Origin of the sequence: Streptomyces sp. Sge12 (assembly GCF_002080455.1) — a bacterium.
Lineage (GTDB): Bacteria > Actinomycetota > Actinomycetes > Streptomycetales > Streptomycetaceae > Streptomyces.
Genome location: NZ_CP020555.1, coordinates 2,790,108 through 2,802,949, shown reverse-complemented (window position 1 = coordinate 2,802,949; position 12,842 = coordinate 2,790,108). Strand labels below are relative to the sequence as shown.

Here is a 12,842-nt window from a genome sequence, read left to right as displayed (position 1 = left end):
AGGGAAGATCATGGCTTCGACGTCCGTCACACTCACTCTGCCCGTGCTGCCGCTCGACGACGAGGTCGTGCTGCCCGGAATGGTCGTTCCGCTGGACCTCTCCGACGCCGAGGTACGCGCCGCCGTGGAGGCCGCGCAGGCCGCCGCCGGGACGAACGGCAGCGGCAAGCCCCGGGTGCTGCTCGTGCCGCGCATCGACGGGACGTACGCCGCGACCGGTGTGCTCGGAACCGTCGAGCAGGTCGGCCGGCTCTCCGGCGGCGACCCCGGCGCCCTCATCCGCGGCCTCGGCCGGGTCCGTATCGGGGCCGGGACCACCGGGCCCGGCGCGGCCCTGTGGGTCGAGGGCGAGACCGTCGACGAGGCGGTGCCCGATCCGCTGCCCGGAGCGGTCGCCGAGCTCGTCAAGGAGTACAAGGCGCTCGCCACCAGCTGGCTCAAGAAGCGCGGGGCCTGGCAGGTCGTGGACCGGGTCCAGCAGATCGAGGGCGTGTCCGCACTCGCCGACAACTCCGGGTACTCGCCCTTCCTGACGGTCGAGCAGAAGGTCGAACTGCTGGAGACCGCCGACCCGGTCGCCCGCCTCAAGCTCGCCGTCAAGGCCCTCAGCGACCACCTCGCCGAACAGGACGTGGCCGAGTCCATCGCCAAGGACGTCCAGGACGGCGTCGACAAGCAGCAGCGCGAGTTCCTGCTCCGGCGTCAGCTGGAAGCCGTACGCAAGGAACTGCGCGAGCTGAACGGCGAGAAGGACGGCGAGGAGTCCGACGACTACCGCGCCCGCGTCGAGGCCGCCGACCTCCCCGAGAACGTACGGGAGGCCGCGCTCAAGGAGGTCGACAAGCTGGAGCGGTCCAGCGACCAGAGCCCCGAAGGGTCCTGGATCCGGACCTGGCTGGACACCGTGCTGGAACTGCCCTGGAACGAGCGCACCGAGGACGAGTACGACATCCGCGGCGCCCGGGCGGTGCTCGACGCCGAGCACGCGGGCCTCAGCGACGTGAAGGACCGCATCACCGAGTACCTCGCCGTCCGCAAGCGGCGCAGCGAGCGCGGCATGGGCGTCATCGGCGGCCGGCGCGGCGGCGCCGTGCTCGCGCTCGTCGGGCCGCCCGGCGTGGGCAAGACCTCGCTGGGCGAGTCCGTGGCGCACGCCATGGGCCGCAAGTTCGTGCGCGTCGCCCTCGGCGGCGTCCGGGACGAGGCCGAGGTCCGCGGCCACCGCCGCACCTACGTCGGCGCCCTGCCCGGCCGGATCGTCCGGGCCATCAAGGAAGCCGGGTCGATGAACCCGGTGGTGCTCCTCGACGAGATCGACAAGGTGGGCTCCGACTTCCGCGGCGACCCCGCGGCCGCCCTGCTGGAGGTCCTGGACCCGGCGCAGAACCACACCTTCCGCGACCACTACCTGGAGGTGGAGCTCGACCTCAGCGACGTCGTCTTCCTGGCCACCGCCAACGTCCTGGAGGCCATCCCCGAGGCCCTGGCCGACCGGATGGAGCTCGTCCGGCTGGACGGGTACACCGAGGACGAGAAGGTCGTCATCGCCCGCGACCACCTGCTGCCGCGCCAGCTGGAGCGCGCCGGGCTCGGCTCCGACGAAGTGGTCCTGGAGGAGGACGCGCTGCGCAGGCTGGCCGGCGAGTACACCCGCGAGGCGGGCGTACGCACCCTGGAGCGGTCCATCGCCCGCCTGCTGCGCAAGGTCGCCTCGCAGCACGAGCTGGGGGAGCGGGAACTGCCCCTGAGCATCGGCGCGGACGACCTGAGGGCTCTGATCGGGCGCCCGCACCACGTACCGGAGTCCGCCCAGGACCCGGCCGAGCGGCGCACCGCCGTCCCCGGCGTGGCCACCGGCCTCGCGGTGACCGGCGCCGGCGGCGACGTGCTGTTCGTGGAGGCCTCCCTGGCCGACCCGGAGACGGGCGCGGCCGGCCTGACCCTCACCGGCCAGCTCGGCGACGTCATGAAGGAGTCGGCGCAGATCGCGCTGAGCTTCCTGCGCTCGCACGGCGCCGAACTGGAGCTCCCGGTCGCCGACCTGAAGGACCGGGGCGTGCACATCCACTTCCCGGCGGGCGCCGTGCCCAAGGACGGCCCGAGCGCGGGCATCACCATGACCACCGCACTCGCCTCGCTGCTCTCCGGGCGGCAGGTGCGTACGGACGTGGCCATGACCGGTGAGGTCTCGCTGACCGGACGCGTCCTGCCGATCGGCGGCGTGAAGCAGAAGCTGCTCGCCGCGCACCGGGCCGGGCTGACCACCGTCATCATCCCCAAGCGCAACGAGGCCGACCTGGACGACGTCCCGGCGGAGGTGCTGGAGGGGCTGGAGGTGCACCCGGTGACGGACGTGCGCCAGGTCCTGGACCTCGCGCTCGCCCGGGCCGAGGCCCAGGTCACCGTCGCGGCCTGACGGAGGCCCCGGCCCCCGCACAGGGCGACCGCACACGGCCCGGTGTCCCGCTCCGGCGGGGTACCGGGCCGTCGGCACACCCCCTGCGAAATACTGGTCCCGCACCCACCGAGGTGCCGGACACCATCGAAGGAGCAGGACGTGCACGGGAGTGAAGACCAGGAGTTCCTTGCCCTGGAGCGGGAGCTGTCCGTCTTCCTCCGGCGGGCCCGCGCCTCGTCCGGCGAGATGGCCCGCGAGCTCCACCCCGAGCTGGAGCCCGCCGCGTACGGGCTCCTCGTACGCCTGGAGGCGGCCGGCCGGCAGCGGGCCACCGAACTCGCCGCCTACTTCGGGGTCGGCAAGGCCACCATGAGCCGGCAGCTGCGGGCCCTGGAGGTGCTGGGCCTGGTCGCGCGCGAGCCGGACCCCGCCGACGGCCGGGCCTCCCTGGTCGGCCTCACCGAGGAGGGCCGGGAACGGTTCCTGCGGGTCCGGGGCGCGCGGCGCGAGCAGTACATGCGCAAGCTCGCCGACTGGGACCGCGGCGAGGTGGCGGAACTGGCCCGGCTGCTGAACCAGTTGAACGCGGGCGGGGAGTAGGGGAGTAGGGCAGCAGGGGGTGGGGGAGCAGGACCCCGGGCGCGGGACGGCCCGCCGGCACCGGCGGCCGGCACCGGCGGCCGGCGCCGGCCGCTCACAGCTCCGCGTAGACCGCCGAGGCGTCGTCGTGCCGCTTGTACCGGGCCGAGGGGCGGGCCGGATCGCACTCCACGGCGCGCACCCGGTCGATCAGCCCCTGCGCGCCCTCCTTCCGCAGCACCGCCAGGCAGTCCGCCCAGTCGCCCTCCCCGAACGTGTCCGTCCACCGGCTCGCCCCGTCCGTGAGCGCGGCCACCGCCCGGACCTGCCCGCGCGGCGTGCGGCCGGTCACCGCCCGGGCCGCCACCGCCGGGTCCGCGGCCGCCGTGAAGAAGCCGCCCTCCGCGTTCCGCAGCGCGTCCGTCGCGGCCACCGAGCTCAGCACCTCCCGCGGGATCCGGTCCAGCCGGTCGTCGAGCACCGCCGTCACCGCGCCCCCGGGCGCCTCCAGGAGCAGGACGGAGTCCGAGAGGACGAGGTGCTCCACGTACCGGGCGTCCCAGCGGACCACCACGACCGTCGCCTGCGGGGTCCGCACGTGAGAAAGGTCACAGGTGTCCCGGTGGGCGTCGGCCGTGGCGCGGACGGATTCGGCCAGAACCTGATCGAGCGGCATGTCCCGTCGCGATCCGGACAGTTCGGTCAATCGGCCGCCGAGCCGGGTCGCGAACCAGGGCACTCCGTGCACGCACCCGTCGTCCCCGCCCGGCGGCGTGACCCCGTCCAGAACCACCAGGACGCCGCCGCCCGAAGCGGGGATCGCGGCCGACACCCAGTCCTCATTGGGGCGTTCCTGGTGGCCGGGGGCCGAGGCGAGGTCGATGCGCATGCCTGCATTCTGCCGCGCGGGGGCCGCGGAGCACATGCAGGTACGTAACAAATCGGGCGCGGGGTCACGGGGTGCGGGCGCACCTCCCGGACGCGGGCCGCGGCGGCCGCGGCCCCGAGCGGCTCATGTGGGCGGGCATCCTGCCAAAGGCCGTAGCGATCTTTCAACCACCTGTCCACGGGGGCGCGCTGGCACAGGGTGCCCGAGTTGGTCGGCAACTCATCCGTGATGTTCACTCGTTCGAGTGGCCGGGTGGGCGATGTGCGGCTCTCTCCCCAACACGCTGCAAAGGTCTGAGGCGGTACGAGGGGGCAGGGGGCGTTTACTTGTTGACCGGCCGTTACCTCGGCCACACGAGTAGACGAGCAAGAGCACACGTACAGGATTGCGAGCACCGGTGCAGAAGAAGCGGTCTCGGAAGAACGGCACCGCCGCCGACGGCCCGGCCCCCGCAGGACGCCGCGTCCGCGTGCGCCGCAGGCTGGTCATCGGCGTCGCCGTCACCGGCCTCACCGTCCTCGCGGCAGGCGCGCCCGCCGTCGTCTCCGCGTCGAGGGAACTGAACGACTCCCAGCGCCTGGTCACCCTCGCGGAACAGACCCGGCAGACCCTCACCCTCGCGCACCTCCTCGCCGACGAGCGCGACGCCGTCGTCGAGTACGCCGCCAAGGGCCGCCCCGGCTCCGCCAAGGCACCCGTCCAGGAGCGCACCGCCCGGACCGACCGGCAGCTCGCCGAGGTCCAGGCCGAGGCCGACGAGACGACCGCCCGCACCCTCGCACGCGTGGGCGCCGTCCGCGGCGAGGCCGTCGACGGCAAGGGCAGCGCCCTCGCCGCCCACCAGTCCTACGCCTCCGTCATCGCCGAACTCCTCGCGCCGGGCGTCCGGCTCGCCGAACTCACCCCGCCGCGCGCCGGGGACGCCCTCGTCACCACCCGTCCCCTGGCCCCGCTGGGCCAGGCCGTGGAACAGGCCTCGGCCACCCGTGGACTGCTGCTCGCCGCACTGGCCGTCCCCCGCGGCGAGCAGCTCCCCAACTCCGCCGTGGTCGACGAACTCACCACCGCCGCCCAGCGGGCCCGCGTACGGGAACAGGCCGCCCTCGACGACTTCGCGCGGGCCGCACGCCCCGACGTGCGCCAGACCCTGGCCGCCACCGTCACCGGCCCCGAGGTCAAGTCGGCCGACGACTTCCTCAAGCGGCTCACCGACCGGCCCACCCTCAGCACCCCCGACCGCAAGACCGACGGGGCCGCCGTCGGCAGCGCCCTGACCGCGCGCATCGACCGCATGCGGACCGTGGAGGCCACCCTCGCGGGCGAACGGGCCACCGCGCTGGCCACCCTGCGCGACGACGACGTGACCCGGCTCGAGATCGTGATCGCCCTGCTGGGCCTGCTGTTCCTGTTCGCCGTCGGCGTCTCGACCGCCGTGGCACGGTCGTTGACCCGCCCGCTGTCGGTCCTGCGCCGCGGCGCGCAGCGGCTGGCGACGCCGGAGGGCTCCGTCGAACCGGTGCGGTTCACGGGCCGCAACGACGAGTTCGCCGAGGTCGTGCGCCACCTCAACGCGGTGCGCGACCAGACGGTCTCCCTGCACACCCGGATCGCCGGCCTCGACGCCGACCGCCGCCGGATCATCGGTCGCAACGAGGCGCTCGCCGCCGGCCGGGACGTGCTGGAGGAGGAGCTGACCGCGCTGCGGGCGGGGCTGGAGGAGCACCGGCGCATCATGTCGACGACCTCCGTCTCGCTGTCGCTGCGCACCCTGGGCCTGGTGGAGCGCCAGCTCGCGGTCATCGAGGAGCTGGAGTCCAAGGAACAGGACCCGGACCGGCTCGCGACCCTCTTCAAGCTGGACCACCTGGCGACCGTGATGCGCCGCCACAACGAGAACCTGCTGGTCCTCGCCGGGCAGGAACACGGCCACGGGCAGGGCCTGCCGGTGCCGCTCGTCGACGTCATGCGGGCCGCCGTGAGCGAGATCGAGCGCTACGAACGCGTCGAACTCGCCGCACTGCCCTCCTACACCCAGGTCGCGGGGCACGCCGCCGACGACATCTCGCACGTGCTGGCCGAGCTGCTGGAGAACGCGACCACGTTCTCGCCGCCGGACGTCAAGGTGAAGGTGTCCGGCTGGCTCCAGGACTCCGGGGACGTGGTGCTCTCCGTCGTGGACGAGGGCATCGGCGTCACCGGGGACCGCCTGGAGGCGCTGAACACCCGCCTGTCCACGCCCGAGGCCTACGACGAGGAGCCCGAGGCGGAACACGGCCTCGGCCTCGGCCTGTACGTGGCCGGACGGCTCGCGGCCCGGCACGGCGTCACCGCGGAGCTGCGCACCCCGCGGCACGGCGGGACCGAGGCCCTGGTGGTCGTCCCGGCCACGCTGCTACCCGCCACCCCCGTGGTCTCCCCGGTGCACGCCCTGGCCACGCCGGGCGGACCCGCGCTGCGACTGCCCGGCGTGATAGCGGAGGCGAACGAGAACACGCTGCCGACGCGGCGCCGGGGCGCGCACGCGGCCCCGGACCCGGAGGCCGCCACCGACCCGCAGGCGGAGCCGGAGCCCGCGGCTGCCCAGGAGCCGCAGCCGGAGCCCGGGGCGGAGCCCGTGGCTGCCGCCGCGCCCGAGCCCGCGCCCGAGCCCGCCGTCGCGGCCGTCCCGATCACGCTGGCCGAGGCACTGGCCGGCCCCGCCGCCGTGGCCGACGCCCCGGCGGACCCGGACCCGGACCCGGCGCCCGCCGCCGCGGAGCCGGCCGCCGCCGCGCCCGGACTGCCGCCCGCCGACCAGGTGTTCGTGGCCGCGCCCCCCGCAGCGGACCGGCCCACTCCTGAGGAACAGCTGCTCGCGCGGGTCGTCCCCGACGCCGAGCCCGTCGCCCTCGGGGTCCCGGACCCCGCCGAGGACGACCCGGTCGCGGCGCACGACGCCGCACCCGTGGCCGGCGTACGGGAAACCGGACCGGAGGCGGAGCCGCACACCCACGCCCCGGCCGAGGGCAACTGGCTCCCCCGCCAGGGCAGTCACCCTGCCGACCCGGCCGAGCGCGGCGGCGCCGTCACCGACAAGGGCCTGCCGAAGCGGACCCCGCGCGCCGTCCCCGCCAAGCCCGCCGCCCGTGACGACGCACCGCCCGAGCCGCCGCGCCGGGTCGACGCCGAGGAGTTGCGGCGCCGGCTCGGGGGCTTCTACCAGGGGGCCCAGGACGGACGGCGCGTCGTCGCCGCCGAACTCGCGCAGGAACAGGCCCCCGACCAGGCCCCCGACCAGGGGCAGACCCGGACGCAGAGGCAGGGCCAGAGCAAGACCGACCGGGGGGACACCGCACAGGAGGCACGCACATGACCGCGCCCAGTACGTACGGACTGAGCACCCAGGCCCGCAACCTTCAGTGGCTGCTGACCGACCTGGTCGAGGAGGTGCCCGGCGTCAACTCCGTCGCCGTCGTCTCCTCGGACGGGCTGCTGCTCCTGTCCTCCGACCCGGGAGCGGGCGCGGCCGAGCCACCGGCCGAGCCCCGGGCCAAGGGCCCGCGCGGTGCCTCCGCCGACCTCGCCACCATCGTCTCCGGCCTCGGCAGCCTCACCACCGGCGCCGCCGCCCTCATGGACACCGGAGCGGTCAAGCAGACGATGGTGGCGATGGAGCACGGCTCCGTCTTCGTCATGGCCATCAGCGACGGCTCGCTGCTGGGCGTGCACGCCACCCCCGACTGCGACATGAGCGTCGTCGCCTACCACATGGCCCTGTTCGTCGGCCGCGCCGGCCACGTCCTGACCCCCGAAGTCCGCAGTGAGCTGCGCCAGTCGATGGAGAACACCCCGTGAGGAGTACGGCCTCCGACCGGCTGCCGATACGCGGCGCCGACCGCCGCCCCGCCCGCGTCCGCCCGTACTCCCTCACGGGCGGCCGCACCCGCTTCACGCAGGTCCTGAACGTGGAGACCTTCGTCGCCGCCCTGGAGACCAAGGCCTCGGAGCCGCAGAAGCCCGACCGCATGCCCGAGATGCCCGCCATCGTCGAGGTCTGCCGCCGCATGCGCACGATCGCCGAGATAGCCGCGCTGCTGAAGCTGCCGCTCGGTGTGGTCCGCGTCCTGGTCAGCGACCTCGCCGACCAGGGCCGGATCCGCGTCTACGGATCGGGCCACGGCACCGGCCGCCCCGAACGCGCGCTGCTGGAAAGGGTGCTCAGTGGTCTTCGCCGTCTCTGACACCCCGGTGTCCCCGCCGCAGTCGGACGACGACGAGCCGGTCCAGCCCTGGCAGTACGACCGCTCCCGCGCACCCGTCGCCGTCAAGGTGCTGGTCGCGGGCGGCTTCGGCGTCGGCAAGACCACCTTCGTCTCCTCCGTCTCCGAGATCACCCCGCTGCGCACCGAGGCGGTGATGACCCAGGCAAGCGTCCCGACCGACGACCTGTCCGGAACCCCGGACAAGAACACCACCACCGTCGCCATGGACTTCGGCCGCATCACCCTCGACGACGACCTCGTCCTCTACGTGTACGGAACCCCCGGCCAGGAGCGGTTCTGGTTCATGTGGGACGACCTGGTGCGCGGCGCCATCGGCGGTCTCGTGCTGGCCGACACCCGCCGCCTGCGCGACTGCTTCCCGGCCCTCGACTACTTCGAGAGCTGCGGGCTCCCGTACGCCGTCGCCGTCAACCACTTCGACGGCTCGCAGTCCTACGAGCCCGAGGACGTGCGCGAGGCGCTCAGCGTCCCGCCCCACGTACCGGTCGTGATCATGGACGCGCGGCGCCGCGACACGGTGATCGAGTCCCTCCTCGCCCTGGTGGGCCACGCCCTCGACACCACGCCCGAATAGAGCACCCCCGAACAGAGAACGTGAGAGATGCGCAAGATACTTGTCGTGGGGGCCGGCCAGTCCGGTCTCCAGCTCGCCCTCGGACTCCAGTCGAAGGGGTACGAGGTCACCCTCATGTCCAACCGGACGGCGGACGAGATCCGCACCGGGCGGGTCATGTCCACGCAGTGCATGTTCGACTCGGCACTGCAGCACGAGCGCGACCTGCGGATCAACTTCTGGGAGCAGCAGGCCCCGAAGATCGAGGGCCTCGGCGTCTCCGTCGCCACCCCCGACGCCGGCCGCGCCGTCGACTGGCTCGGCCGGCTCAAGGGGTACGCGCAGTCCGTCGACCAGCGCGTGAAGATGGCCGGCTGGCTCGACACCTTCGTGCAGCGGGGCGGGCAGCTGGTCATCCACGGCGCCTCGGTCGCCGACCTCGACTTCTTCTCGCGCACCTACGACCTGGTGCTGGTCGCCGCCGGCAAGGGCGAGCTCGTCTCGATGTTCGGGCGGGACGCGGCGCGTTCCCCCTACGACGCCCCGCAGCGCGCGCTGGCCGTCGCCTACGTCCACGGCCTCGGCCCCCGCCCGGAGCACCCGGAGACGGAAGCGGTCCGCTGCAACCTGGTCCCGGGCGTCGGCGAGCTGTTCGTCATGCCGACCCTGACCACCTCGGGCCGGGCCGACATCCTGTTCTGGGAGGGCGTCCCGGGCGGCCCGCTGGACGTCTTCAAGGGCGTCAAGGACCCGGCGGACCACTTGGCGCTCACGCTGGAGCTGATGGAGAAGTTCGTGCCCTGGGAGTACGCGCGGGCGACGAAGGTGGAGCTGACGGACGCGGGCGCCACGCTCGCCGGGCGGTACGCGCCGGTCGTCCGCAACCCGATCGGCCGCCTCCCGGGCGGCGGCCTGGTGCTGGGCGTCGCGGACGTGGTCGTCGCGAACGACCCGATCACCGGGCAGGGCTCGAACTCCGCCGCGAAGTGCGCGGCCTCGTACCTGTCGTCGATCCTGATGCACGGGGACAAGCCGTTCGACGAGGCGTGGATGAAGGCCACCTTCGACAAGTACTGGTTCACCACCGGCAAGCCGGTCACCCAGTGGACGAACGCGATGCTGGGCGTCCCGCCGGAGCACGTACTGAACCTGATCGGCGCGGCCGGGCAGCTCCAGCCGGTAGCGAATCGATTCGCCAACGGCTTCGACAACCCGGCCGACTTCGACGCGTACTTCTACGACCCCGAGGACGCGGCGGACTACCTGGCGGAGGTCGCCTCCGCCGCCGGGCCGTCGTCCGTAGGGGCCTCCTCCGCAGGGGCCTCCTCGGCGGAGTAGCCGGTGTCGTCCCCCGCCTGCGCCGCCGGTGCCTCCGGCAGCGCGGGCGGGGTGAACTCCGCGAGCGGGGCGCCGTCCGGATCCGGCCGGACCGCCCCCAGCAGCGGGTTCGCGGCGATCGGCGAGACCTTGACCCGGGCCCCGGGCCGCGGCGCCTGGATCACCTTGCCGTCGCCGACGTACAGGCCGACATGGGTGGCCTTGGGGAAGTAGACCACCAGGTCCCCCGGCCGCAGCGACTCCAGCGGCACCTTCGGCAGCCGGGCCCACTGCTCCTGGCTGGTCCGCGGGATGGCCCGCCCGGCGTGCGCCCAGGCCTGCGAGGTCAGCCCGGAGCAGTCGAAGGAACCCGGGCCCTCGGCGCCCCAGACGTACGGCTTGCCGATCTGGGCCGCCGCGTAGCGCAGGGCCGCGCCACCGGCCGCCGTGGGCTTGCCCGTACGGGTTGGGAGCCGGCCCGAGTCGACCAGGTCCCGCTGCGCGGCGGCGGTGTCCTCGGCCTCCTTCGCGCCGAGCCGGGCGAGCTGGTCCGGGGTCAGCGCGGAAAGCACCCGCTCGACCTCCTTGAGCTGGGCCGCGACCTCCTCCTGCTGGAGCTTCTGCCGCGCGGCCAGGCTCTGCCGGGCGTCCAGGGCCGTGCGGGCCCGGGCGGCGAGCGCGTCGGCCTGCCTCTCGCCCCGCGCGAGCCGGGCCAGCACGGCCGCCCGCCGGGAGCCCTCGCGGGCGGCGAGCCGGCGCTGGTCCAGGGCAGCCTGCGGGTTCCCGGCCAGCAGCATCCGGGCGTACGGGGACAGGCCCCGGCCGCCCTGGTACTGCTCCCGGGCCAGCCGGCCGGCGAGGGCCCGTTCGGACTCCAGAGCCGTACGGGCCCTGCCGAGGTCGGCGGTGCGCAGCCGCTCCTCGGCCTGTCCGGCCTTGAGGGCCACGTCGGTGGCGTTGTACGCCTCGGCGGCCTCCTCGGCCTTCTGGTACAGGCCCTGCAGGCGGGTGAGCAGCACTCCGACGGACTCCCCTTCGGGGAGCCCGGGCTCGGCTCCGGCCCGCGGGACGGGCCCGGCGAGCAGGAGCGCTGCGGCGAGGCAGGCGGCGCGAAGCGGCCGATTCGGCAGCCGATATGACATGGGGTCACCTCCGAGGCGGCCGATGCTGCCACGCCCGGTATGACAAATCGCCCAACGGAGTCGGCCGGTCGGCGGGGGCCACCCGGTTGGGGGTGGGCGGGCGGATGCGGGCGGTCCCCGCCCGCCGATCCCGGGGCGACCGCAGCCCCGCCCGGCGGAGCCCTCGGCCCACCTCATTTCACTTCACCCCGCGTCGCGCCCGCCTGATCTCGCGGTCGATCGCCCATGCGTCCGCCACGGCGCCGAGGTGGCCGAGCTTGTCCGGATTGGCCACCGAGCGGATCGTGCGGATCCGGCCGTCCCGCACCTCGAAGGACAGCACGTGCAGCACCCTGCCGTCCGCGTCGCGGGAGATCACGCCCGGCTCGCCGTTGACGTCGCGCACCTCGGAGCCGACACCGACGCGGGGCATCCAGGGGAAGACCGAGGCGAGCAGACGGGCCACGCTGTCGGCGCCGGTGATGGCCCGGGCGAACTGCGGGGCCCTGCCGCCGCTGTCCCCGACCAGTCGGGCGTCGGCCGCCAGCAACTGCCGCAGCCCGCCCACGTCGCCGTCCTTCATCGCGTGCAGGAACCGCGCCGCCAGCTCCTGCCGCTGCGCACGGTCCGCGTGGAAGCGCGGCTGCCCCGCCTCCATGTGCCGCCGCGCCCGCACCAGCAGTTGCCGGCAGGCCGCCTCCGACCGGCCCACCGCGCCGGCGACCTCGTCGAAGCCGAAGGCGAAGACCTCGCGCAGGACGAACACCGAGCGTTCCAGCGGGCTGAGCCGCTCCAGCAGCAGGAGCGCCGCCATCGACACCGAGTCGGCCAGTTCCACCGACCGCGCCGGGTCCTGGTACGGGTCGTTCAGCAGCGGCTCGGGGAACCACGGCCCGACGTACTCCTCCCGCCGGACCCGGGCGGAACGCAGTACGTCGATGGAGAGCCGGGTGATCGTCGTCGACAGGAAGGCCTTGGTCGACGCGGGGCGGGTCGCCGAGGCGTCGAAGCGCAGCCAGGTCTCCTGCACCGCGTCCTCGGCCTCGCTCACGCTGCTCAGGATCCGGTACGCGATCGAGAACAGCAGGGGACGCAGTTCCTCGAACTCCTCGACCTTGCTCATGCCGGCCTTCCTCCCCCGGTTCCCCTCCGCCCGGCCGCACATCGCGGAACGGACGCCCTCCGATGATCATCAGATCATCGGAGGGCGGGGGCAAGGGGATCCGGGTCAGTGGAACTGCCCGACCTCGTAGGTGCCGCCCGGCTGCTGGGTGATGACGTTGAGCCGGTTCACCATGTTCATCATGGAGATCAGCAGCACCAGGGCGTTGAGCTGCTCCTCGTCGTGGTACTTGGCTGCCCGCGCCCACACCTCGTCGGGCACTCCGCCGCCCCCGTCCGCGGTCCGGGTGCCCTGCTCGGCCAGCTCCAGCGCGGCGCGCTCGGCCTCGGTGAAGACCGTGGCCTCCCGCCAGGCCGCGACCAGGTGGAGCCGTACCGCGCTCTCGCCGGCGGCGGCGGCCTCCTTGGTGTGCATGTCGAGACAGACGGCGCAGCCGTTGATCTGGCTGACGCGCAGCGAGACCAGTTCCTGCGTGGCGGCGGGCAGCGGCGATTCCTTGAGCGCCGTGCCGGCCGCCATGAAGTGCTTCAGGGCCTTGCCGGTGGTCCGGCCGGCGAAGAGGTTCAGTCGTGCGTCCATGGTGTGCTCCTCGGTGGTCGT

The 12,842-nt window shown here is 74.0% G+C and carries 11 protein-coding genes; 7 read left to right on the top strand and 4 right to left on the bottom strand.

The annotated features are described in order from the left end of the window. The first annotated feature begins 10 nt into the window (after nucleotides 1-10). Both lon and B6R96_RS12055 read left to right on the top strand, forming a co-directional pair. Complete coding sequence (gene lon, locus B6R96_RS12060) at nucleotides 11-2,416, top strand: endopeptidase La (RefSeq protein ID WP_081522459.1); 2,406 nt, start codon at nucleotides 11-13, stop codon at nucleotides 2,414-2,416. 141 nt (nucleotides 2,417-2,557) lie between these two features. After that, nucleotides 2,558-2,998: a MarR family winged helix-turn-helix transcriptional regulator gene (locus tag B6R96_RS12055; RefSeq protein WP_033218751.1), complete on the top strand. Its 441-nt coding sequence runs from the start codon at nucleotides 2,558-2,560 to the stop codon at nucleotides 2,996-2,998. Between the two features lie 94 nt (nucleotides 2,999-3,092). Here the strand turns inward: B6R96_RS12055 and B6R96_RS12050 are convergent, their stop codons facing one another. After that, nucleotides 3,093-3,866, bottom strand: coding sequence for a protein phosphatase 2C domain-containing protein (locus tag B6R96_RS12050; protein ID WP_030390179.1), 774 nt, complete (start codon nucleotides 3,864-3,866; stop codon nucleotides 3,093-3,095). 397 nt (nucleotides 3,867-4,263) lie between these two features. Between B6R96_RS12050 and B6R96_RS38640 the strand changes: the two genes are divergently transcribed. The 5 genes from B6R96_RS38640 to B6R96_RS12025 are packed head-to-tail and all read left to right on the top strand — an operon-like array spanning nucleotide 4,264 to nucleotide 10,019. Next, nucleotides 4,264-7,218, top strand: a complete 2,955-nt coding sequence (locus B6R96_RS38640) for a sensor histidine kinase (protein ID WP_081522458.1) — start codon at nucleotides 4,264-4,266, stop codon at nucleotides 7,216-7,218. Next, on the top strand, nucleotides 7,215-7,700 hold the full coding sequence (locus tag B6R96_RS12040; RefSeq protein WP_052873774.1) for a roadblock/LC7 domain-containing protein: 486 nt from the start codon (nucleotides 7,215-7,217) through the stop codon (nucleotides 7,698-7,700). The genes B6R96_RS38640 and B6R96_RS12040 overlap by 4 nt, the downstream gene beginning before the upstream one ends. After that, nucleotides 7,697-8,086, top strand: coding sequence for a DUF742 domain-containing protein (locus tag B6R96_RS12035; RefSeq protein WP_030390182.1), 390 nt, complete (start codon nucleotides 7,697-7,699; stop codon nucleotides 8,084-8,086). Before B6R96_RS12040 ends, B6R96_RS12035 begins: the two co-directional genes overlap by 4 nt. Next, on the top strand, nucleotides 8,067-8,702 hold the full coding sequence (locus B6R96_RS12030) for a GTP-binding protein (protein ID WP_030390183.1): 636 nt from the start codon (nucleotides 8,067-8,069) through the stop codon (nucleotides 8,700-8,702). The genes B6R96_RS12035 and B6R96_RS12030 overlap by 20 nt, the downstream gene beginning before the upstream one ends. A 27-nt stretch (nucleotides 8,703-8,729) precedes the next feature. Next, nucleotides 8,730-10,019: a styrene monooxygenase/indole monooxygenase family protein gene (locus B6R96_RS12025; protein ID WP_030390184.1), complete on the top strand. Its 1,290-nt coding sequence runs from the start codon at nucleotides 8,730-8,732 to the stop codon at nucleotides 10,017-10,019. Here the strand turns inward: B6R96_RS12025 and B6R96_RS12020 are convergent. From B6R96_RS12020 to B6R96_RS12010, 3 genes are all read right to left on the bottom strand, one after another. Further along, nucleotides 9,941-11,140 carry a C40 family peptidase gene (locus B6R96_RS12020; protein WP_081522457.1) on the bottom strand — a complete coding sequence of 400 codons (1,200 nt, stop codon included), beginning with the start codon at nucleotides 11,138-11,140 and terminating at the stop codon, nucleotides 9,941-9,943. The two genes, B6R96_RS12025 and B6R96_RS12020, sit on opposite strands and share 79 nt — an antisense overlap. Before the next feature lie 178 nt (nucleotides 11,141-11,318). Further along, nucleotides 11,319-12,242, bottom strand: a complete 924-nt coding sequence (locus B6R96_RS12015) for an RNA polymerase sigma-70 factor (protein ID WP_081522456.1) — start codon at nucleotides 12,240-12,242, stop codon at nucleotides 11,319-11,321. Between the two features lie 105 nt (nucleotides 12,243-12,347). Then, nucleotides 12,348-12,821 (bottom strand): carboxymuconolactone decarboxylase family protein, encoded by a 474-nt coding sequence (locus tag B6R96_RS12010; protein WP_081522455.1) that lies wholly within the window; start codon nucleotides 12,819-12,821, stop codon nucleotides 12,348-12,350. Nucleotides 12,822-12,842 lie beyond the last annotated feature (21 nt).